The organism is Desulfobacter sp. UBA2225 (assembly GCF_002348205.1).
In the GTDB taxonomy this organism is placed as follows: Bacteria; Desulfobacterota; Desulfobacteria; order Desulfobacterales; family Desulfobacteraceae; genus Desulfobacter; species Desulfobacter postgatei.
This window is the reverse complement of the sequence record NZ_DDYV01000058.1, coordinates 20,506-44,091: the sequence shown is the minus strand read 5'-3', so window position 1 is coordinate 44,091 and position 23,586 is coordinate 20,506. Positions and strand designations below refer to the sequence as shown.

The 23,586-nt window shown below is 43.7% G+C and carries 17 protein-coding genes and 1 tRNA gene; 7 read left to right on the top strand and 11 right to left on the bottom strand.

Translation table 11 applies throughout. The features are described 5' to 3' along the window. The first annotated feature begins 22 nt into the window (after nt 1-22). Nucleotides 23-721: a tyrosine-type recombinase/integrase gene (locus B3D59_RS03175; RefSeq protein WP_286817656.1), complete on the top strand. Its 699-nt coding sequence runs from the start codon at nt 23-25 to the stop codon at nt 719-721. 129 nt (nt 722-850) lie between these two features. Here B3D59_RS03175 and B3D59_RS03170 read toward each other — a convergent pair whose 3' ends face one another. After that, complete coding sequence (locus B3D59_RS03170) at nt 851-2,230, bottom strand: DEAD/DEAH box helicase family protein (protein WP_286817655.1); 1,380 nt, start codon at nt 2,228-2,230, stop codon at nt 851-853. Between the two features lie 933 nt (nt 2,231-3,163). Continuing rightward, nucleotides 3,164-3,436, bottom strand: a complete 273-nt coding sequence (locus tag B3D59_RS03165; protein ID WP_286817654.1) for a helix-turn-helix domain-containing protein — start codon at nt 3,434-3,436, stop codon at nt 3,164-3,166. 39 nt (nt 3,437-3,475) lie between these two features. On the opposite strand from B3D59_RS03165, the gene B3D59_RS03160 reads away from it, so the two are divergent. From B3D59_RS03160 to B3D59_RS03145, 4 genes are all read left to right on the top strand, one after another. Continuing rightward, nucleotides 3,476-4,636, top strand: a complete 1,161-nt coding sequence (locus B3D59_RS03160; protein WP_286817653.1) for a PEP-CTERM sorting domain-containing protein — start codon at nt 3,476-3,478, stop codon at nt 4,634-4,636. Between the two features lie 214 nt (nt 4,637-4,850). Continuing rightward, the gene (locus B3D59_RS03155) at nt 4,851-5,528 is read left to right on the top strand and encodes a recombinase family protein (protein ID WP_286817652.1); all 678 of its coding nucleotides are present in this window, start codon (nt 4,851-4,853) and stop codon (nt 5,526-5,528) included. A 45-nt stretch (nt 5,529-5,573) separates the two neighbouring features. Further along, a complete protein-coding gene (locus B3D59_RS03150) occupies nt 5,574-6,482 on the top strand; it encodes a DUF4214 domain-containing protein (RefSeq protein ID WP_286817651.1) in 909 nt (302 codons plus the stop codon). A gap of 261 nt (nt 6,483-6,743) precedes the next feature. Further along, nucleotides 6,744-6,827, top strand: a tRNA-Sec gene (locus B3D59_RS03145). A gap of 373 nt (nt 6,828-7,200) precedes the next feature. Here the strand turns inward: B3D59_RS03145 and B3D59_RS03140 are convergent. The 3 genes from B3D59_RS03140 to B3D59_RS03130 all read right to left on the bottom strand — a co-directional run bounded on the left by B3D59_RS03140 (nt 7,201) and on the right by B3D59_RS03130 (nt 14,085). Further along, nucleotides 7,201-8,586, bottom strand: a complete 1,386-nt coding sequence (locus B3D59_RS03140) for a glycosyltransferase family 2 protein (RefSeq protein WP_286817650.1) — start codon at nt 8,584-8,586, stop codon at nt 7,201-7,203. A 599-nt stretch (nt 8,587-9,185) separates the two neighbouring features. Next, on the bottom strand, nt 9,186-12,158 hold the full coding sequence (gene uvrA / locus B3D59_RS03135) for an excinuclease ABC subunit UvrA (protein ID WP_286817649.1): 2,973 nt from the start codon (nt 12,156-12,158) through the stop codon (nt 9,186-9,188). A gap of 118 nt (nt 12,159-12,276) precedes the next feature. Continuing rightward, complete coding sequence (locus B3D59_RS03130; RefSeq protein ID WP_286817648.1) at nt 12,277-14,085, bottom strand: SLC13 family permease; 1,809 nt, start codon at nt 14,083-14,085, stop codon at nt 12,277-12,279. A gap of 55 nt (nt 14,086-14,140) precedes the next feature. Between B3D59_RS03130 and B3D59_RS03125 the strand changes: the two genes are divergently transcribed. Then, a complete protein-coding gene (locus tag B3D59_RS03125; RefSeq protein ID WP_414646513.1) occupies nt 14,141-14,725 on the top strand; it encodes a DUF4143 domain-containing protein in 585 nt (194 codons plus the stop codon). A 107-nt stretch (nt 14,726-14,832) separates the two neighbouring features. On the opposite strand, the gene B3D59_RS03120 is transcribed toward B3D59_RS03125, so the two are convergent. From B3D59_RS03120 to B3D59_RS03095, 6 genes are all read right to left on the bottom strand, one after another. After that, entirely contained in the window at nt 14,833-15,375 is a 543-nt protein-coding gene (locus B3D59_RS03120; protein ID WP_286817646.1) for an REP-associated tyrosine transposase, read from the bottom strand. 479 nt (nt 15,376-15,854) lie between these two features. Continuing rightward, a complete protein-coding gene (locus B3D59_RS03115; protein ID WP_286817645.1) occupies nt 15,855-17,864 on the bottom strand; it encodes an ATP-binding protein in 2,010 nt (669 codons plus the stop codon). Between the two features lie 491 nt (nt 17,865-18,355). Further along, nucleotides 18,356-19,066, bottom strand: coding sequence for a DUF1722 domain-containing protein (locus B3D59_RS03110; RefSeq protein WP_286817644.1), 711 nt, complete (start codon nt 19,064-19,066; stop codon nt 18,356-18,358). A 19-nt stretch (nt 19,067-19,085) separates the two neighbouring features. Then, the gene (gene nfo / locus B3D59_RS03105; RefSeq protein ID WP_286817643.1) at nt 19,086-19,931 is read right to left on the bottom strand and encodes a deoxyribonuclease IV; all 846 of its coding nucleotides are present in this window, start codon (nt 19,929-19,931) and stop codon (nt 19,086-19,088) included. 27 nt (nt 19,932-19,958) lie between these two features. Continuing rightward, nucleotides 19,959-21,356 carry an MATE family efflux transporter gene (locus B3D59_RS03100; protein WP_286817642.1) on the bottom strand — a complete coding sequence of 466 codons (1,398 nt, stop codon included), beginning with the start codon at nt 21,354-21,356 and terminating at the stop codon, nt 19,959-19,961. 396 nt (nt 21,357-21,752) lie between these two features. Further along, entirely contained in the window at nt 21,753-22,058 is a 306-nt protein-coding gene (locus B3D59_RS03095) for a hypothetical protein (RefSeq protein WP_286817641.1), read from the bottom strand. 293 nt (nt 22,059-22,351) lie between these two features. Here B3D59_RS03095 and cobT point away from each other — a divergent pair, with 293 nt between their 5' ends. Then, nucleotides 22,352-23,410 (top strand): nicotinate-nucleotide--dimethylbenzimidazole phosphoribosyltransferase, encoded by a 1,059-nt coding sequence (cobT, locus tag B3D59_RS03090; RefSeq protein ID WP_286817640.1) that lies wholly within the window; start codon nt 22,352-22,354, stop codon nt 23,408-23,410. The last annotated feature ends 176 nt before the right edge of the window (nt 23,411-23,586 follow it).

The window sequence follows — 23,586 nt, the reverse complement described above, 5'->3', positions numbered from 1 at the left end:
GAAGGACCATATGTTGCCTATCATGTCCAAGATGGCAGAAAAGGGATATGCAAAGGCAACAATCAGACAGGTCTTTGTTTTAGCTAAACGAGTCATAAACTGGTCCATAAAAAATGGACTGTTAGGACATAGACTAAACCCTATCGGAGAAATGGAAGGTCCTAAAATGGAAGATAACAGGATTGAAAACGTCCTTGATAGAGATGGTCTTAAAAATCTTTATGCTGCTCTTGATACCTGGGAGAATGAAAGAGCTGTCTTGGTTGTTCGTTTTGCCCTTTACACTGGAAAAAGAAAAGGTGAAATTCTAAACCTACGATGGTCAGATATCAATTTTGAAACGCGCCATTATACCCTGCAAAAAACAAAGGGAGGCACAAGACAGTCCCTTCCCCTGAATAATAAGGCATGGGAAGTTATACAGAGAGCACAGGAAATTAAAAAAGGCCCTTTCGTCTTTCCTTCAAACACAGGAAATCATTACAAAGAGCCTTTCAACTCCTCTTGGAAACGTATCAGGATTAAAGCAGGTCTTCATGGATTCAGGTTCCATGATCTCAGACATACTTATGCTTCCTATCTGGCATCTTCAGGCAAGGTTGATATCTACACCCTCAAAGAACTATTAGGGCATTCAGATATTAAGATGACGATGCGATATGCCCATCTTATTAATGACGCTTTACGAAAAGCAGCTAATGTTGCTGATGAGGTATTCTGATTTCTGACATTGAATTATATGGCGTTTCTGCTTTCAGGCTCTAAAGATTATCTTGCATAGAAAAAACTATTCACACAGGAACGCCATTTCAAAAAAGTTTTCAGTACCTTAAATAAATAAGTGCTCTTTTTAATAAGACCAAAATTTTGTTACATTTTCCCTTGTTATGATTTCACATTTTCCCAACCACTCAACAAACATATCCCTCATTCTTGGCTTTGGTATAAACAAGATAATTTTATCCTTGTTCCGGATAGCACTTCTCCAAATCCATTGAGTCATTTCATTAAGAGCATATTTTTTCACATCAACAGGATGCCCCCACCACTTGAGGATATTATTCAAGTTATTATTGATATGTTTATCAATTGGATATGCAACTATTTTTTTATGACCATATTGATTGACGGCTTTTGCACTATGATAAATAAAAGTACCAGAACATTTGCCTTCGTTTGAACCACTTTTATAGACTTTAGAATGATCAACATTATCAAACAATCTATATTTGAGCTTCTTTCCATCTTTGCAGATATAGTTCATTTGATCTTTGTAGCAAGTCCACATATTGTACTGTTTACTGCCGTTTCCATAGGTGCGAAAAACCCCTTCCAAGGCATTGCCAATCGACTCTGCTTGCAAAACTCCATTCTGTTTATCTTTTTGCATAGCTCTGTAACCGGACCAAGAAAGCCTGTATTCTCCAATAGAATTGTATCTGGGATCATCAACCAAAAAGATTCTATCTCTAATTTTTATTTTTTCTTCAGTGTCGTCTTTCTTTTCTATATCAACTTCCATTCCATGAATCTGAAAATAGCTATGCATGGGTGTGTTTTCGAAATTGTAAGTCAGGATCTTAACAACATCAAAGGCTTTAAATACTTGTGGTGGGTACACCCACAACCAGTGTTTTTTATTAGATTCTTGATAATCAATTTCCGGGGAATCCTCCAGTGAAAAATCTGAGTATCCTTTATAATAAAGTGATCCCATATCACATTGATTTTTTAATTCCCTAAGTTCTTTTTGTTTTATCAACCCTGATGCAGAATGCTCACTTTTCCAATGAACCCTTTGAGTTTCTGCATCAACAGAACAGATACCACTATCAATAAACAACTGATAATCCAGATCTGTTAAATGTCTCTCAATCCTGATGCATTCCATGGTCTCATCAAGAATGAGAGTATAACCTTCTAATAACTCCACAGTCTCATTATCAAATCGCTGAAATAAAGCATGGGTTGTACAGATTCTCTTTTCTTTTCTCAATAAATCCTTGATGTTGGATAGTTTACTTGCTGTGTCTTCGCCTTCGGGCTTGTGTTGTAAATCAGGTTCAGACATATCAACAACAGCATCCAAAACACGCTCTACTTCTGTTAGTAAAGGCCCAACATAGAGGTATTTGGTCTCTCTATTTCTGCCCATCTCATTGATAATGCCCTCAGTCTTTCCACTTCCCATTATCTGGTCTATTACTTGAACCTTATTCAAATCCAGCATTCCCCCTTTTTCTTTTTTTAATTTTTTATTGACATCACATACTATATCATAATATAATCATAAATTGTCTTGTGTAAAGTTTTTCGACAAATTTGCACATGAAAAAATGAAGATTCCCCATAGACAAGCCTTTCGAATCGCGGCTCTAAAAGACTTATAAGAACATAATCTTATATACTACAATAACCTCTAAGAACATCATGTTGACTCCGTCACCACAATGTTTAGAGTTTGTAAGTAGTTAAAATAAAAATTAATTAAAAAAAGAAGAAGGTTAATCAACCAACAAAGTTGGTCTTACTTGAAGAAGGGAAGTATAAAGATGTTGTTTTTTTTGTTTGTTTGGAATGCATTAAATGCATAACAGAAAGTATTATTACAAAGCTGCGTTTCTCCCCTAAAAATACCGCAGAGAGGGACAGCCCCCCGGTCTTAACCCCATCCTAAATATCAAAGCCTATCATTTTTAAATAAAATCCCCTAAAACCCCATCAATAAAGCCTTTAACGTTTCTTTATTAAAATTATGGCGCTAAAATTTTCTTTATAATTCAGGTTATTATGTAAAAATAAACAATTATAAGTTGCTGATATTATAGTGTTATTTGTTTATTGATACATATATATGAAAATATCAAATAAAGACAGATTGCCATCAAGCACAATCTATATAACTATCTGAAAACATTAGATAATATTAAAATATGTTCCTGCTAATTTATGGCTCATATCAGGGCCTTTTGTTTGAATTGATATTGTAGCGCGAAAAAGAATCAAACGGCCTTATATGGGGTTAAAATAGGCCCTTAAAGGCGTATTATTTCATCTATTCCATTGACACCTATCTAAGGGTTTCCCTGATTTACAAATACGATTTAAATTGATATGGGAAGTTGTTTGCTTTGGAAAATAAAGACAGGTGGGTTATACAGATTCAATCAAAGAGCTTCTTGATATCTATTTCAAGAGCTTTGGCTAACTGGCAGATATTTACAAGGCTTATATTCCTGACACCTCTTTCGACACCTGATATATAGGTTCTGTCAAGGTCTGCCAGTTCTGCTAATTTTTCTTGGGAAAGATCCTTTGATAATCTGATTGACCGGATCTTGTCACCAAAAGCAGTTTTGATATTTTTGCAATCATAAGGCATGGTGCATTGAATATAAACTGCTTGATATTTAGTCGTCTGTAGACTATGAGTCACATGTGGCTACTGTATCAATTTTATTGTTCTGGAGGGGGAATGAAAATTTATCTACTTTATATTATGTTTTCATGTTTGCTTATCGTAACTAATTCTACTGCCAATACATTCTCAGTGACCCAAGTAACTGACAATTCATTTTACGATTATAATCCTCAAATTAATTCAAATGGCCAGATCGTTTGGAGTCAATATGATGGGAATGACTATGAGATTTTTCTTTATGATAACAATAGTATTCTTCAGTTGACGAATAATAGCTATATAGACTCTGATCCACAAATAAACTCCACAGGTAATGTAGTTTGGGCTGGGGGATTGTCTTTAGATAAACATGAAATTTATCTTTATGATGGGAATCAAACAATTAAACTAACAAACAATTCATTTCGTGACTTATATCCAAAAATCAGTCGAGAAGGGTCAATAGTTTGGACTATGAATGATGGTAATGATCAAGAAGTTTTTTATTATGATGGGGCAACAATAACTCAACTTACAAATAACATTTATCATGACTATCCAGTTCAACAAAGCTCCAATGGGTACGTTGTATGGGCTGGTTATGATGGTTACGATTATGAAATTTTTTTATATAATGGCGTAACTACTGTTCAAATAACTGATAATGATTTTGATGATTTTTTACCGCAGGTTAACGATCATGGTGAGGTCGTTTGGCACGGAGGTACAACCGGCAGTGATTATGAAATTTATCTATATAATGGTTCTTCTATAAGTCAGTTAACGAATAATTCGTACAACGACAATAAGCCAAAAATTAACTCAGAAGGCCATGTTGTTTGGGTCGGAAATGATGGCAATGATTATGAAATCTACCTTTATAATGGTGTTTCTACAACCAAAATAACAGATGATATTTATAACAATTTTAATCCCCAAATTAATGATAACGGTTGGATCGTTTGGGAGGGATTCGATGGCCATGATTATGAAAGTTTCATCTTTGACGGCATTTCAACAACACAGCTAAGTGATAACGACTTTCAGGATTATGGGCCACAAATTAATAGCAAAGGCGATGTTGTTTGGTTTGGAGGGGTTGATTCTGATAGCTTTGAACTTTATCTTGCCTCATCATCAGATCAAAGAACAGTTCCAGAACCATCAACAATTGTTCTATTTAGTCTCGGAATCCTATTTTTTGCTGCACATAAACGAAATCAGAAATTCAATTAAGGAGGTGTTAATGGAGAAAGAATAGAACTAAGGTAATCTTAAAGTGTTCAATGTTAAACAATGCGATTCCGTAATATTAAAATCGGCTTAACTCCTTTTTAATAAAGTCTTTTCACGATATTTGGTGTTTTTATCTGTAGAAAAAGAAACTTTTTCTTGATTCTTCCTTCCTGGTTCGATAGAATATTATCAAATCAATCAGGGAGAACAGATCATGATAAAAGCATTTGGATATGTCAGAGTTTCAGGGAAAAGTCAGATTAATGGTGATGGTTTCAAGCGCCAGGAAAAGGCAATAAAAGAATATGCCAAGGCTTCAGGTTATCAGATTGAAAGAATCTTTAAGGAAGAAGCAATTTCAGGCACTCTTGATGAAACAGAACGCCCAGCCTTTCAAGAAATGGTATCAGCCATTCTCAAAAATGGTGTTAGAACCATAATCATTGAAGGCATGGACAGGCTTGCAAGAGATTTACAGATTCAAACTGCCTTGATTACATATTTAGCCAGTAAAGAAATAACTTTGATATCTGCAAGAACTGACCAGGACATTACCAAAGCTGTTATGGAAGATCCGATGCAGAAAGCCCTTGTTCAGATTCAGGGTGTTTTCTCTGAGCTTGAAAAAAACCTTTTGGTAAAGAAACTAAAACAGGCCAGAACCAGAAAAAAAGAAGACCATGGTAAATGTGAGGGCAGGAAATCATATCAAGAATTAAATCCTGAACTGATAGCAGAGATTAAACGTCTTAGAAGAAAACCAAAGAATGGTAAAAGGCTTTCTTTACAAAAAACAATGGAGTCTTTGAATGAATCCGGTTTTACAACAACTTCAGGTAAGCCCTTTACATTGACAACATTAAAGAATGTTATTTATAAATCTATGGGTTGAGTATTGTTGTTTAAAATATATCAAATATAGTGAGGCAAATAAAAAATGTATTTACAAAAACATGGCAATAGAATTTCATTATTTTTATTATCAATTTTTCTTCTTGTATCAACGACATATACAAAAACTATTGCATCAACATCAGATATAGAGGCTTTCGTGACCAGATTTTATCAGCAATGCCTTGATAGGGAGCCTGATCCAGGTGGACTTAATCGTTGGAGTAACAATCTTTATAATGGTAATTTAACCGGAGCCGATATAGCATATGGATTTGTTTTTAGTGAAGAATTTCAAAATTTAAATACGTCTGATTCCGAGTTCGTAACCATCCTCTATCGTGCTTTTTTTAATAGAGAGCCTGATATAGGCGGCTATAACAATTGGATGAATCATTTAGCCAATGGGGCAAGTCGTTCAAATGTTCTTGACGGATTCACCAATTCTGATGAATTTGTTATTTTATGCAATAATTATGGGATTATCGCACACAATGCAATAAATTCTGACAATTTGACAATGGAAATGCTTGTAGGAACCTATCATTTAAAAGCTTTTACAGTAGTATATGATAGTGGAATCACGTTAACTCAAGATAATTTCAATTATATTTCTGGTACAATGAGTATTGATTCATATGGCAATAGCACACAAACAATTACAATAAACGGTATTAATCAAACTACACCTGGTGATTTTAAGATTATAAATAATGAAACGCTATTAGTTTCTTCATTAGGATATGCGTATAATATGAAAATTTCATTTATAGATAATATATTAACTACCTATCTTGCAAGCGGTACTTATGATGGTCAAAATTATGCAGAAACTGACGTTTGGGAAAAAATATCATCATCGGCCAGTCAAAAATCTTATAGTTTGTCGGAACCTTCAGAAGTTGAATTCAGTGACGGTCCTATTGGAGGGGTTATAGGTCACTATTTTGAATAAATAATAACAGTTACTAAAAATAGTGACAGATTGAAAATAATAATTTTTCAGTCAACAACAGGCTTCCATCCAACAAACTTATAATAGCTCTTGTTCATTTGCTCACTTGCTCAAAAATAGAGCGATGATGATGATGATGATGATGATGATGATGTCTTAAATTTTTGCGTGAAATTTAGGATCATTCATGATACAAGTTTCCCATATGTTTCCCACGATTACATACAGAAAGAGAAAATAGCATTATTGATGGCTTTCTGAGGGAGCTTTGACGGGACGACTTCAAATCCGATGTGCGGGGCTGATACCCTCGCGGGTGGGTTCGATTCCCATGTGCTTCCGCCATTTTTGTAAGCACTATGTAAGCAGTTCAACCGTTTTTTTAATGATCTTCTGATAGATTTTTTCCTGCATCCTCTCACTCCAAAACATTTTCCATACTCCAACGCTATGCCCACCTTCGAGGCAAGCGGGTTCAACAAGGCGGTAACGCTGCCGGAAATGCCATTGAAAACGCCTTGATGTTCAAAAGCGAAAAAGATCTAACTCAAAAGGTTGTGAATTCCCGGGACAAGGAATTGTTTCTCAATAACGCGGCTTCATGATAAGGTGATATTAAAACTGTAGGCCATGGAAAAATGATTGCCAAGGCAAGGAAGGCACGGCAGCACCGGAACAGTGCGCCGTGCCCAAAGAAAAGAAAATAGTTAAGAAAAGATCAGGTCAACTGCCGGGCACTTAATTGGTGGTGAAGATCATTGTCCGGATTGACCTTTGGACAGTCACGTGTCAGCCAACGGGAGTGATGAGGGGTTATCAGGGCATAGGGCTTGATCCAGCTCAGGGCGATGAAAAAGAAAAAGCCATACACAAATGCCAGTACTGAGGAAATCTTGCCGAATTTACAGGCGTAAATCGTGGCGGCCAGGCTGGAGCCCAGTACAATTCCGACAATGGTCTTACTCCCGAATATGGCCGGATTCCACAAAATCAGTCCCCAGGACATCAAGAAAAAAAGCTGCGCCACGGTAAGTTTGATCACGTCGGAAACCAGGTTGATCCGTGCCCCAAGCATTGATCCCCGGCGAAACCGCGTAAATATAAAGGATGTCATGGCAATGGTCTCACGTACATTGCTCCTGGCCCATCTCAAATACATTTTGCACAGCTGGGTATAAGCCACCGGTGCCTCGGTAAAAACCCTGGCGTTCTGCTGAAACACCACATCATATCCCTGGCGAAGAATCATATTTGTCATTGCGCGGTCTTCGCCGATATTGGCGGGCCGCCCAAGGAAAGTCTGGTTCCGCCACTTATCAAGCACAACCATGACAACGGATTTACGGTATGCAGACAGGGCTCCTGGTGTGCAGGTCACTGTACGGACCATGCTCTGGCTGACACGCATGAAATCAAAGCTGAAGACAAAAACAATGTCCAGCATACGGGGAATAATACCCTGGGCCTGGTTCAGCACCCGAACATTGCCTGCAACAGCGCCGACATCGGGATTTAAAACAAAAGGCGTCACCAGATTCCTAAGGGTATCGGGCTCCACCATGGAATCACTATCCACTGTCACCAGGACCGTGCCTGTACTTTTCTTGAACCCGTCATAAAGGGCTTGGCGTTTACCCTGATTCCGGGGCTGACGTATGGTCAGGACAGGTAATGCAAGGGTTCTTTTGGCCTGTTTAATCCATCTCCAGGTATCATCCACACTGCCGTCATCCACCGCAATCAGTTGAATTTTATTCCTGGGATAATTGCTGGCAGCAAGGCTTTTAAGGGTATCAAAAACCTGACGGCCCTCATTGTAAGCCGGCACTACGACTGTACAAGTCGGCAGCTGATGATCGGACACACCCGGGATAGGCTTGTATTTCAGTACCAGGATAATTCTCCATACCAGCTCTGCCAGGACCAGACTGGAAAAAACGGACAACACGACAATCAACGGACGCCCCCAGGCCACCCCTTCAAGAAACTGGATGGCAGACGACCCGCCTCTGCCATATACAAAGATCGCTGCCACAACTGCCAGTATACAAGCCAGGGCGGCAATTTTGTTTTTATTTCTAATATTCTCTCTGATCATTACCATCGTTTATATCTCCTTAATTCTTTAAAATCCATCGCCGGTATAGCAACGAACGTGACATAGCATAGCAAAGGGCATGCCAAATAATAACATATTGAATTTAAACAAAATACATAAAAAAACAAGAATTCATATACAAAATGGTTACCAAAACTTCATCCATAGGAACGATATTTTCATTTTTAGCTGTTTTAGATATCCTTGTAAGCATCAGCCTGAACAAAACGCCAAAACGCCCTGTGGCTTATAGCCCACAGGGCATTTTAGCTTTGAATCGGTCTGTCAAACAGGACTGAAGCCTGCCTGATCACAATTCTTTTCCTTTTTTAAATCATCATTTAATTGTGAGGCCATGTGTGGAAATGCTCTTCCAACACAGAAAGCTGATGATGGTGGAGAGACAAGGACAGATGGCGTATGCAGTGGCTTCAGGGAATTATTGCACCCTTTGTCATGCATAATTATTATTTGCAAATAACATACCAATTATACAACTACTTATATTTAAAGCTTTTTTCTCAAAAAGAGACATTCTGCCAATAAAAAACCGAGTTACAAAATTTTCACTCCTGATTCCCAAAAGGTGCAAAAAACGTAACTCATCAACCAGAAATGTAACCGCCGGAGTTAAGGATGGGAATTAAATACCGGCCGGTATAGCTGCCGGGGTCTTTAGCCACATCCTCAGGCGGACCGACCGCCACAAGCCGTCCCCCGCCGCTGCCCCCCTCGGGACCTATGTCCAGAATCCAGTCTGCTGTCTTAATCACATCCAGATTATGCTCAATGATCACAACGGTGTTGCCGGCATGGGTAAGGCGCTGGAGCACCTGCAGCAGCATACGGATGTCCTGGAAGTGCAGCCCGGTGGTGGGCTCGTCCAGGATATAAAGGGTGTCGCCGGTGTCCTTTCTGGCAAGCTCCCGGGCCAGCTTAATCCGCTGGGCTTCGCCGCCCGACAAGGTGGTGGCTGCCTGACCCAGTTTAATATAGGAGAGCCCCACATCCACGAGCGTATCCAGAATTCTTATGATCTTGGGATAGGCGTCAAACAGATCCCTGGCCTGCACTACGGAAAGATCCAATACATCGGCAATGGAATGATCCTTGTACTTAATTTCCAGGGTGGACTTGTTGAACCGTTTTCCGTGGCATACGTCACAGGGCACAAACACGTCGGCCAGAAAGTGCATCTCCACCTTGATGTATCCGTCGCCCTGACAGGCCTCGCACCGGCCGCCCTTAACATTAAAAGAGTACCGTCCTTTTTTATATCCCCTGGTCTGGGATTCGGGCAGCATGGCAAAGAGGTCCCGGATGGGATCGAACAGCTTGGTATATGTGGCGGGATTGCTGCGCGGGGTCCGGCCGATAGGTTTTTGGTCAATGTTGATGATTTTATTAATGTGGGACAGCCCGGTGATCTTTTTATGTTTTCCCACACTCATCTGGGAGCCGTGCAGTTTTACCGCCAGGGCCGGGTAAAGAATCTGGTTGATCAGGGTGGATTTACCGGCTCCGGACACACCGGTGACGGCCGTTAAAAGCCCCACAGGAATTTTGGCTGTGATGTTGGCCAGGTTGTTTTCACATGCCCCGTGGATAGTGAGCCATTTATCTCCCATGGTTTTGGGGGTCCTTCGTTTTTCAGGCACGGCAATGGTCTCTTGTCCGCTTAAAAATTGACCGGTGAGGGAAACCGGGTTGTTCCTGATCTGTTCAGGGGTACCCTGGGCTACGATCTCGCCACCCAGATGACCGGCACCCGGGCCGATGTCCACAATCCAGTCCGAGGCCTCCATGGTTTCCTGGTCATGCTCCACAATGAGCAGGGTGTTGCCGATATCCCGCAGATGCTTCAGCGTGGACAGCAATTTAATGTTGTCTCTCTGGTGAAGGCCGATGGAGGGTTCATCCAGAATATAAAGCACCCCGGTCAGTTCAGACCCCACCTGGGAGGCCAGGCGGATGCGCTGGGATTCCCCGCCGGAAAGCGTGGGACCGGACCGGTCCAGGGAGAGATAATCCAAACCGACGTTCACCAGAAAACCCAGACGATCCCGGATCTCCTTGAGCAGTTCTGCGGCAATGAGCTTTTTGCTGCCGGTCAACGCCAGTGAAGAGATGAAATTATAGGCATCTTTCACGGTCATCTCAGTGACATCCATAATGGATTTTTCATTGATCCTGACATGCAAAATTTCATCCCGCAGCCGCCGCCCCTTACATGCCGGACAGATGGCCGAAGTCATGAAATCGGTATAGTACTTTTTCTGGTGTTCGGACTGGGTGTTCCTGTACCGGCGCATCAAGGTGTGGATCAGACCTTCGTGGGTGCGGGAAAATTGACCCTGGATCTTTGACGAGTTCCAGTTCACGGTCATCTGTTTATCTCCGGAGCCGTAGAGCAGCAGATCCCGGTCTTTTTTGGGCAGCTTTTTCCAGGGCATATTAAAATCAATACCCCACTGTTCCTCCATGGCCAGTAACTGGCCCTTGCCCCAAGAATTTTCATTGTTGAAGCGCGGGTTCTTGATGAAATAGTTTTTCCAGGGAACCACCGCACCCTCACGGATGGATAGATTGGTATCCGGCACCACCTTATCCGGATCAATGGCCAAAAGGGTGCCGATACCGTTACAGTCCGGACACATGCCCAAAGGAGAGTTAAAAGAAAAAATCTGGGGCGTAAGTTCCGGATAGGCAATGCCGCAACAGGAACGTGCCTCGCTCATTTTCAAGTCTTCCCGGCCCAGCATGTGCACAATGAGCTGGCCTGCGCCCAGTTTCAGGGCCGCTTCCACGGAATCGGTGAGGCGTTTTTCAAACGCGGCCTGGGGCGCTACCACCAGCCGGTCTATAACCACTTCAATGTGGTGTTTTTTATTGCGGGCCAGGGCCTGGACATTTTCAAGATCCTGGACCACCCCGTCCACCCGGACCCTTGCATAGCCTTCGCGTTTGAGCTCTTCAAGGCGTTCCCGATGTTCCCCCTTGCGGTTTTCCACAATGGGCGCCAGAATCAGGATCTTGGACCCGTCCGGCAGATCCATAATCTGGGAGACCATGGCCTGGGCATGGCCCCGTCCCACCTTTTTCCCGCATTTATAGCAATACTGGGTCCCCACCCGGGCAAAGAGCACCCGAAGGTAGTCGTAAATTTCAGTGATGGTACCCACGGTGGAGCGTGGATTTTTGGAAGCAGACTTCTGTTCAATGGCAATGGTGGGAGAAAGGCCCCGGATGGTATCGTAGCGCGGTTTTTCCATCTGCCCGATGAACTGCCGGGCATAGGAGGACAAGGACTCCACATACCGGCGCTGGCCTTCGGCAAAAATGGTATCAAAGGCCAGGCTGGACTTGCCCGACCCGGAAACACCCGTGACAACCACCAGCTTTTTTTTGGGGATCTCTACATCAATATTTTTAAGGTTATGTTCCTTGGCACCCCGGACAATGATCCGGTCCAGTTCCTTGGACCGGGACTCTTCTTCCAGGGGATGCAGGGAGGGTGGGCTATCAACAGCATAATTATCAGCTGTCTGGGTTACAGCGGCAGCAATATTTTTTTTCATGGGTCACCAGGGTTTGTTTTTGGTTACCCTAACAACGATAATCACCCACAATAAAAAGTAAAGTCCGGGGAATCTACGGCATATTTAATTTTGACCATGGGCCTAACTTCAAAACACCCTATAGAGCGAGAAGAACAACCGCCGTCGTCGCCATGACCAGAGACAAACCAACTCCGACCTTGATGAAATCCTTTGTTTTGTATCCTCCGGGCCCCATGGTCATCAAATTACATTGATGAGCGAACGGGAGAACAAAGGCGCAACTGGCGCCATAGGCCACAGCGAGAAATGTCTTACTGACATCAATACCGCTATATTCTGCTGCAGCATAAGCAACCGGTGCAAGGATAACGGCGGCTGCCGCATTGTTAGATGCCGTGCTAAACAGAGAAGAAACCACAAACAGCACCCCCAAAACATAGAACGGCCCCAAACTCATCTGCGCCGGGAACAAATTCGCGGCCATTTTACCCGCCACGCCAGTCTGGAATAGTGCGTCACCCAGAGGAATTGTACCTATAATCAGAAATAGGATTCGAAAATCAATTGCTTTTTGAGCGCCTCGAAGCGAGACACAGCCGGTCGCCACCATTAAAAGCGCACTGGCCAATGCACTGACCGCAAGAGGGAACAATCCGAGAACCGGCGGTAAAAGGGCCACGGCCAGAAGCACAAGCGCGATAGGTGCGTGTCGGACATCCTCTTCAGATTGTTGCCGATCCAGAAGCACCAGATCATTATTTTCCTCAAGCTTTCGGAAGTATCGGACGGGGCCGTATACGAGCAGGGCATCGCCAAGTTTCAACGGGGTAGCGCCTACGTCTTTTTCGATAATTTTACCGCTTCTTAAAACGGCGAGGACGGATAGTCCGAACACGCTTCGAAAACTAATGTCGATCAGGGTTCTGTCGAGGAAGGCAGAGTGAGGTGAAATTAATACCTCAGCCATATTGATCCCGCGTCCTCTCAGACTCTCCAACTCGACCTCAGTTGCAATCTCAATGGGAATTGAGTGCACTTTGGCAAGTTTTTGAGCGTCTTCGTCCCTTCCATCGACAAAGAGAACATCGCCGGCATTCATCTTGAGATCCGGCTGGATGTCTATGAATTGTTTTATAAAACCCTTTTTGCGGGCGATTTGGACAACCTCGATCTGGAATCGCTTTCCAAGGCTTGCCTTTTCAATTGTGGCATCGGCCAAATCAGACCCCGATGGAATGGTCAGTTTGAAAAGTTTTTTTTCGGGATTGTACCGTTTTTTCAACCGCTCTTGGAAACTTCCGACCCTGGGTGTGTTGTCTAACCTATTCTTACCGATTAGTCTGGTCCCGATCAGAACCATATATGCAATGCCGGCGACAGAGATGGGAACGCCTAAAACAGCGAACTCAAACATCCCGAGAGCTTTATCTCCGCCGCTAAGTCGGTCAAGTTCACTTCCAAGGATGAGGTTGGAAGTCGTCGAGATCAAGGTAAGGGTGCCGCCGAGAATCGCCGCATACCCCAGGGGCATCATTAATCGAGAAGGGGAAATGTCTGCCCTGCGCGAGAGCACCAAAACAGCTGGAAGGAAAACCGCAACAGTGGCCGCGTTTGACATGATTGCGGAGAGAACGCAGGTGGTGACCATGATCAGCAAAACCAAACGCCACTCTTTTTTGCCACCGAACCGCTCAAGCATTCTCCCCATCAGCGTAGCCACACCGCTCTCCTTAAGCCCGGCCGAGAGCACGAATATGGCTCCCAGGGAAATCACCGCGCTGTTACCGAACCCGCGGAGGGCTGCCTCAGCAGGATTGACGGTCCCGGTGATCGCAAGCACAACCGGGATCGAAAGAGCAGTGGCCTCAAGAGGGATAAGCTTGCTGATAAAAAGAACCATGGCCGCAACCAACGTAGCAACGGCGATCCAGGCGTGGATATCCATTTTTATGAACCCTCCATGTTATAGTTGCTCTTTCCCTTTATGAGATTGCCAATCAATCAATTTCAGCTCATTGTCCAGTGATGCCGGCATCACTCACCCCACAGCCCGGAAATGGCTCAGTGCCCTTGAAGCAAGTTATATCTGTTTTATCCTGCAACCGCACTATAAAAATTTTAATAAAAGAATGACCAAAGCCCCAAAAGTCTATTTTTATGACACCGGACTTTTGTGCTACCTTCTCAGGATTAACAATATTGACCAGTTGAAAGTGCATCCATTGCGAGGTGCTGTCTTTGAAAACTGGGTGATTACTGAATATATAAAAATATATGCCAACAACGGCCGATCCGCACCGCTGTATTTCTGGCGGGATCAACATGGCCATGAAGTTGATCTGGTAATTGATCATGGATTGAATCTTGAGTTGGTGGAGATTAAAAGTGGTATGACATTTAATAAAGACTACTTTAAACAGATCAACTGGCTCAATAAACTTCAAAATCGGCGGGACGGCCTTTGTATTTATGGGGGAACTTCAGAAATCCCCCTGGGCAGCCAGAAGGGTATTCCCTGGAAATCCTTAGGCATGGCAGGCATCTGGGATGAAAACCAGGGCCGGATCAGGTTTGCATCCCCGTAACTGTAGATGATTTATAATGGCACCCTAATCCATTCATGTTCACCTTTCCGTAGGTTGGGTTGAGGAACGAAACCCAACAAAACCCAACAACGGCGTTGCAAAACCCATCATTCACACCCAACACCATCATCAAAATCCAAAACTACCCCAGCCCCCCAATTTTCCGGATACCGTCCCTGTTTCACATACTGGTGAAAACTTGAAGACGCCCAACCAGCGGGGGCATTGACCAATCCATGTTTAACAGGATTGTAATGAATGTATTCCACATGCCGCATAAAATCCTGCTCATCTTTTATGGTATGTTCCCAGTATCTTCGCTGCCACACAGCCTGTTCATTCTTCCTTTGCCGTGCATCAGATATTTTCTGCCTGTATTCCGCACCACAATTCCGGGTAAAAAAACTTTTTATCAACCGCCACCGGACCGGGAAATCAGCATCTTTCCGGGGCAGGGTCCAGATGCAGTGAAGATGATCCGGCAGAACCACCATGGCATCAATCACAAAGGGATGTTTTTTCATCACATGTTTCATTCCCTGCCGCAGCAGTTCTACGTTCTCAGAAGTCGAAAATATTTTTTTCCGCCCGAACGTTACTACCGTGAAAAAATAAGTTCCTCCTTCAATATTCGCCCGGCGGTACCGCATATCTTAACCGTTTCATCATGATTCATTAATTTGTGTTGCCCACTCTCCATCTGCCCGGTGCCATCCCATGTGGTCTCCATGTAGGTTGGGTTGAGCGCAACGAAACCCAAGATTCAACCAGGCGCATTCGTCAAACCATCTATGTTCATATAAATTTTCAGCCCATATCCCATTCATAAAATTTTCATCAGTCTTTAATGTTGGGTTTCGTTCCTCAACCCAACCTACGTACTAACCGGCACCGTGCGCCGATCAGGCAGACGCAGTCTGAATGATCGGTGTGCGGTGTCCGGTCCAGTACCTTGTTCTGGCGCCAGAGGCGCCGGGACAAGGTGCTGGACGAAGTCAGCACCGCGATTCACGGCGGCGGAGCCGCCGTGAACGATCAAGCTAACCTGCCGCACCACCGTAGTTTGTCGCGTCAGCGCCGCCGATGTTCTTGCGGTCAGGTTAAGCGCCTGGTTCGCCTTTTTTAATTTTTAACTGGCCCAATTTTCAAGGATGTCCTCAAGCTTTTTAAAATGAAGTCTTAATTGTGTAAAATCATCATCTTTAATGCCTTTAGCATGCGCATCTGGACGCCCACAGGAATTAATGTCATCAAGCATGACCAAGATTTTATTTTTTTCAATTTCAAAAATATTCTTGAATGTATCCCATTCCCTATTTATTAAATTCTTTAGGTCAGGGAAATATAGGGGCGAATTGTCTTTGTGTAGGATTATATCAATATCGTTGGTGCCTATAGCATCTCTTCTTGGAGTAGGTATTGCAGATAAGGCTTTATCTCCTGCATTCTTTTTTCCTACAGCCTGCTTGAGAGCATTTTTAAGTATAATTCTCAACCCTTTTTCAATCTTGTTTCGTCTATTTGATATCTCGTCGATTTTTTCTTCATCTGTCAGATTGATACGTTGATATCTCGCTTTACTTTCTAGAAAATCTTTAATGGATTCTATGTTGAAAGTGAAACCATCTGTACTTTGTTGCAGCAATCCATAACCAACTAAATGTTTCGTGTAGCTGCTATGCTCAGAAGCAAATTCATTAAAAGACTCGTAATCCCCTTGAGCTAAAAATGTTATCATCTCGTACTCATCAGGATACCAATCTATCAATACTTGCAAGATCATTTCAAGGTATTGGTCTGTATCAATTTTTGATAACTTTCTTACATCTTCATATATTTTCTTATTGACTTTGACAGGTCTTTCGCCTTTGCAGTGTTTATGTATTCTGCTACAAATTTGTCTGATAAGAAATGGATGCCCACCATAGTCATCAGTCAGTTTCGCATAAATTAATTCCTCGAATTGCAACCCCATAAAACGGCCTAGCTTTCTAACCATCTGGCGAACTTGATCAACTGTAAAACTTGGCACATATTGACTAGGAATTGATGCAAAAAGAGGGTTTTCTTGTTTCGCAATAATTGGCATTTCCACACCGTTTGGATTTGTGCCAACTAGTAGATATGTGTAGACTTCTGGATGGCGTTGATAAAACCCTCTCATTGTTTGCCAGAAATAAACAAAATCTTCCCCTGACGCCCAGTGAGCGGAAGACCCTGTTGATGGTGATATTCTCTCAATTTCATCGAGAATGAATAAGGCAGGTGTCCTTTTTTTTGATTCATAAATCCTTAGCATATCAACATTAAAGCTATCTGCAGCTGTTTTCTCAGTATAACGCTCCGGATCTTCATTGATTTTTGATTTTGAAGACTTAATTCTTTTGAATTCAAAGACAATTTTTTGAAGTAATTCATTCCATCTTAATTTGTGTATTGAAGGACTTTCGCAATCAATTGACAAGAAGAGTTCATCATTTGATAACAAATGACGTTCAATTGCATAAACAATTGATGTTTTACCGCTCTTCCTCAGTCCAAACAAGCCAGTATGTTCACCGGAACGATGCCTGTTAACCAATTCTTGAATGATTTCGCTTCTTCCAAAAAAGTACAAATCTTTCTTGAGTGGAGATAAAAATGAAAATAAATCTCTTGAATAAAAATGTTCCCTGAATCTATTTCTCAAAAAATAATTATCAAAATTAGCTGATAATTCTGAGTAAGTGAATGGGATTACGATTGGTTGCTCTGGATCTGTTTTCAGCAAAGATTCAATTTTTTGTTCTATAGCAGGATCGTTACTGATTAAAACTCTGCATACGGTTTCAACACGTAAATCTGCCAATTCATTCTGTGCAATATGAAAAGCATCCAATGTTCTCGGTTCAAAATTTTCATATTCACTGAAAACACACAGCACTTCTCTCTCAATATTGAACATTTCTGAGAATACAGAAGTAGGTTTCATTAGGAAGTAATTATATTCTGATTTTAATAGGTTTATTTTTCCTCCTGATGTGAGAAAAAATTCAGTACTTAAACGCCCTAATATTTTTTTCGCTTCAGGTTGAAACGGCTCAAGAATAAAATGAGGGTGCATCCCCGGTCTTGTATTATTTATCTCTTCTATAGTCATAGTCTTGTCTCATATTTTGTTGGCGAATCGCGGTGCTGACCGGCGCCGTGCGCCGGTCAGGCAGACGCAGTCTGAATGATCGGTGTGCGGTGACCGGTCCAGTACCTTGTTCTGGCGCCAGAGGCGCCGGGACAAGGTGCTGGACGCAGTCAGAACCGCGATTCACGGCGGCGGAGCCGCCGTGAACAATATGTTGAGCAGATCTGTATATCATTCAAGAGTGATTATCTAACTGCATAACATGATAATTTTTATGTTAACCAGATCGGCATAATTCCTTTTGCAAATCACCACTCTTGGAATGATTAAACATCCCCTGCGCCAAATTGCAATAGTCAATTAAATACCCTGTACAAATTACCTTTATTCTTGTCCAGAAGAGCGATGACTTATGGTATTTAACCGGACTATTTGAATTCCAGAACCCCTCAGCAATAACAAAGCAAGTACACAGGGCCACAGCCTTTACGGCCCAATCGTTCAGTCCGGCCTTACATGCGGTTCTCCTTTATCCACACAACAAACTCGCTTAGCGCAACGGATTCCATTAAATACGGCTCCCTGTATTTAAATGCCAGGTCCTGAATCCGGGCCAGCAGATCCGTGAGGGGCCATGCGTGCAAAGGCTCCCGCGACTCTTCATAGCTGTCCGACACATACCCCCACATGTGCTGCAGCGCGTTTTTTAATCCGCCCTGGGATGGCGGCGTTCTCAACGTTTCCACAAGAAGACGGGCCAGGCCGCTGAAATCATCCCGGGGGCGCATCCGGGACACATCCGCACCAATGTTTTTGTACAGGGCCACATCCCGGGCCATGACGGCGTATTTATGCTGACGCCACATCTGCTGGGCGCTTTGGGGTAAAGGAATGCGCCCCGGTTCCTTGTCCCGGTATTTTTCCCTGAGCAACCGAATCTGGACATAGGGCTCGTCGATAAATGTGTCAGGCCACATCCCATTGTTGTCCTGGATTTGCACAGGGGATTTGTCATTGTACCCCCGTAACTTCATTTCTGCGGATAGAAGCTGGTGGCGTTTATTCAGCGCCCAGCCGAAAGCCATCCAGCGCAGGGTTTCCGGATGCCGGGAATAGCCTTTTTTCCCGTTGACAATAATGGAGACCATACCGTGAAGTTCCCGGTGTTCGCCTAAAAGACTTTGGCGGTTCAGGTATCCCGGATGAAGATCCCAGATTCTCATGAAAACCCCTTCATTCTGCCTATGACTTGATCAATGATTTTAGCAGGGAAATTTCTTTGGCCCATATGTCATCATCAGGTGTTTCCAGAATCATGGGAATATTGTTCAGACGTTTGTCTTCCATGATGTGCCGGAAAGCGGCAAGGCCAAGTTGTCCCTTTCCGATGCTTTCATGCCTATCCACCCTGGAATTGAGCGGCTTTTTGGCATCGTTCAGGTGCATGCCCTTTAATTTTTCAAAGCCGATAATTGCGTCAAACAGGTCCCAGGTTTTTTCATAACCGTCCCGGGAAACAAACTCATATCCGGCAGCAAACGCGTGGCAGGTATCAATGCATACCCCGATGCGGGATTGATCGTCCACCCGGTCGATGATGGTTTTTATCTGTTCAAATACAAATCCCACATTGCTCCCCTGGCCTGCGGTGTTTTCAATGACGGCAATGACGTCCGGCACCTTTTGAAGGGCAAGGTTAATTGATTCGGCAATGGTTGCAAGGCAGTCATCCATGCTGATTTTCTTTAAAGTCGACCCCGGGTGAAAATTGATCATGGCAATGCCAAGCTGATGACATCGCTGCATTTCATCTATAAATGCAAGTCTGGATTTCTCCAATGGAGCTTGTTCAGGATGGCCCAGGTTGATGAGATAGGAGTCGTGGGCAAGAATCTGATCGGGACCGAAACCAAACGACCTGCAGTTTGATTTAAAATCATTGATGCTTTTGTCTAATAAAGGCTTGGCCTGCCACTGCCGCTGATTTTTTGTGAAAAGTGCAAAACAGGATGCGCCGATTTTTTGGGCATTGACCGGCGCGTTTTCAACGCCGCCTGCAGCACTCACATGGGCGCCCAGATATTTCAATTCCTCCTCCTTTTTTTAACAGATAACTCAAGAGATCTCGCCAGGTGATGTTTGCGTATCCGCCACAAGATCTTTAATCCATTTCTTTGAAAAAAAGCGGGGCAATCCGATAATCAGCTTGAACATCTCTTCCAAGGCAATCAGGGCCATGACACCGTACACGGGCCAATGAAGGAGAAACGCACCTGTGAACGCCATGGGCACGCCAATACACCATACCGCACTCAGGTCCATGAAAAAGCCGAATTTTGTGTCCCCCCCGCCCCTGAACACCGACACCACTGTTGTAAAATTGGTGGTCTTTGTCCAAAAAACAAGGCCTGTTGTCAACATAAGGTAGTAGGCATTATCGTAAGCTGCCGTCGAAATATTGTAAAATCCGAGGATAAAATGTCTGCACAGGATGAGTACAAGCCCTGCACCAATGGCCATGGGAAGCTGGACCAAAAGCATGAATTTGCCATAGGCAAACGCCCGCTCATATCTTTTTGCCCCAATGCTGTTGCCGATAAGAATGGAACCGGCATAAAAAAGGCCGAAAAAGGGAACAAATAAAAATTCCTCAAAGGTGGCCACGATATTGACCGCAGCAATCGACGGGGTGCCCATGCGGGCGTAAACCAGTTTGTACATACTCACCCCCGTAACCCAGAAAAATTCATTGAGAAACACAGGCCAGCAAGTGGCTGCAACCCGTTTGACAAAGGCAAAATCAAAGGAGAGCATTTTTTTTACTGATGCGGCAAGGGGATAAGGTTTCAGATAGATGATCGCCGTTAAAAGTCCGGTTTCAATCAACTTTGCCGTGCAGGTGGCAATGGCCGCACCTGTGACGCCCATGGCGGCAAAACCAAGGTTGCCGAAAATCAGGCAGTAGTTGAGCACAATATTAACAACCACGGCTACAATTGAAGAGATCAAAGGAACACCGGCAAACCCCATACTCCGCATATTGGTCATAAAGGAGAAGGTGACGCAAAAAGGAACAAAGGAAAATCCCACAATACGAAGATATCCGGCCCCAAGGCGTACAACTTGGGCATCACTGGAAAAGACTGAAATCACGGCTGCCGGAAAAAACAGCGCTGCACCGGCAAACACCGAACCGATGGCAAATCCTGCCAGGATACCAAGACCGGATAACTGGTGGATCCGTGAGAGATCCTCTTTGCCCCAGTACTGGGCCGTGAATATGGCAATGCCTGAGTGAACGCCGAACTGGATAACAAAAAAGATAAAAACAAACTGATTGGCAATGCCCACGGCCGCCACGGCCGCATCATGAAGCCGGCCGATCATGAGTATGTCTATCACAGCCATGGAACTGGTCAGAAGGAATTGCAGGGAAATGGGTAGCGCCAGACTGAAAAGCAGGCGTAAAAAAGCTTGGGGGGGAATTGCCTTATCCCTATCTGTGGCGGACATATAAAAAAGGCCTGCTTTAAATCAAAATAAGGAACCCTATATCAGCAGGGGGGCCAGGTCAAGGCAATTTCCAGACGGAGATTATATAGACGCCAATAGGATATCCCGCCAATGCCCACCACAAAACCGGCCTTGAACCGGTCCGCCTGTTCTGTCAGATCATCAACAATATCCGGGCCGGGTTCCCCATGGACAATATGTCTTTGGGACCTGAATAAAAAACAGGATTGGTGAGATGCTTAGGAACCGGTCTTAAATAACTTGCCGATTTTGATACGTCCGCGCTCCCAGGTTAAGTTATTTCAGTCTCATTCCTTAAATGTTTTCATGATTAGACCGTTTTCTTTATTAACGATCGCCCGTTTTTAAGCGGCCTGAACCATTCGCATATTACGCTTACTCGATAAATTTTATATCTATTTCTTCTGTGTTTTCTTTTTGTCTCATCTCGAACTTTCCGCTTGTGGTAACGGTAAATCCCCTCTGGGATGCGGCATTTTTTAATTGTGCTTCCAGTTTTTCCGCGGTCTCCTGTTCACAATCAACGTTGAAAAACAGATTTAAATTTTTTGAATTTTCATCATCAAACTGAAGAATAAAGGGATTGTGCTCTATAAACATTAAATCATCATAGTTATATGTAATATTGAGCCCGATCTCCTGAACAATTTCTGTTGCGATGCCTAGTGGTCTTAATTCCATAATGTGTTGACCTCCTTTGGGTTCTTTTTTTCGGCCTTGGTCATATTTTAGGCCATCCGAATTTTTGGTAGGTTGGGTTGAGGAACGAAACCCAACGCCGATAAGTTGTTGGGTTTCACTTCGTTCAACCCAACCTACGCTGTGGCCGATGTTATGACCAAGCCCTTTTTTTCGGTTCAATGAATAGAATGATAGCATAAGCAGAGTGATCCATCGATAATAAAGTTACTGAAAATTATTGACCTTGACATCAGACAGGTTTACGGTACCCACTTTTAACATGAGGTAAAACAATGTCCCTGCTTGAACAGACCATTTCATCCATCAAACCCGAACTTAATCACAACGCGTTTGCAAAGGCCAAACAGCGTCTTCAGGACCAGGCAAAACCCCCCGGCAGCCTTGGAATTATGGAAGATATCGGGGCTCGCCTGGCCGCCATTAAAGGAACCATTGACGTCCATTTAACCAATAAACAGATCATCACCTGCGCCGGTGACCATGGTGTGGTTGAGGAAGGGGTCAGTGCCTTCCCCGCAGAAGTAACGCCCCAGATGGTGTTTAATTTCGTCGGGGGCGGGGCATCCGTCAACATCATCGGCAGACATGCTGGGGCCCGGGTGAAAGCCGCCGATATCGGTGTGAATTATGATTTTGACCCCGTGCTTCCCATTTTTCATAAAAAAGTGAAGCACGGCACCGACAATTTTACAAAGGGCCCTGCCATGACCCGGGAAGAGGCGATTAAATCCATTGAAGCAGGCATTGAAATCGTCAACGAACTGCACGCCCAAACCCCTGTGGATCTTCTGGGCACAGGGGATATGGGCATTGGAAATACCACGCCCTCTACTGCCATTATTGCGGCATTTTCAGGCCTGCCCGTGGAGAGCCTGACCGGCCGGGGCACAGGGGTTGACGATAAAGGCCTTGCCAAAAAGATTGCTGCAATCCAAAAGGGACTGGAGATAAACAGACCTGATCCCAAGGATCCCCTTGATGTGCTGGCCAAGGTCGGGGGGCTTGAAATCGGCGGCTTGGCTGGGCTGGTGATCGGTGCTGCCGCTAAAGGCATTCCGGTGGTCTGCGACGGACTGATATCCACGGCAGGCGCCCTGATTGCCTGTGAACTGGCCCCGGCCGCAAAAAATTACCTGTTTGCCTCTCACAAATCCGTGGAGATCGGCCATAAATATATGCACGACCGCCTGGGTCTGGAGCCTTTGATAGACTTGAAATTCCGTCTTGGGGAAGGTACAGGTGCTGCTGTGTGCATGGCGCTTCTGGATCTTGCCACGCGCATTCTTGCCGATATTAAGACCTTTGAAGAAGTCGGTGTCTCCAATAAATAACACTATTCGTCCCACTCCTCGTAGCCTGGGTAACGTTGTTCATTTTTTCTACGACCCCTTTTCTTTTTAGGCTTAAACGGTTACCTTATAGCTTCAATCCAGTGTGAAGGCCGGATAAAATTACCTTTTTCCCTTCAGTCATTGACATTGCAACCTGGATACATTTAATTAACCAC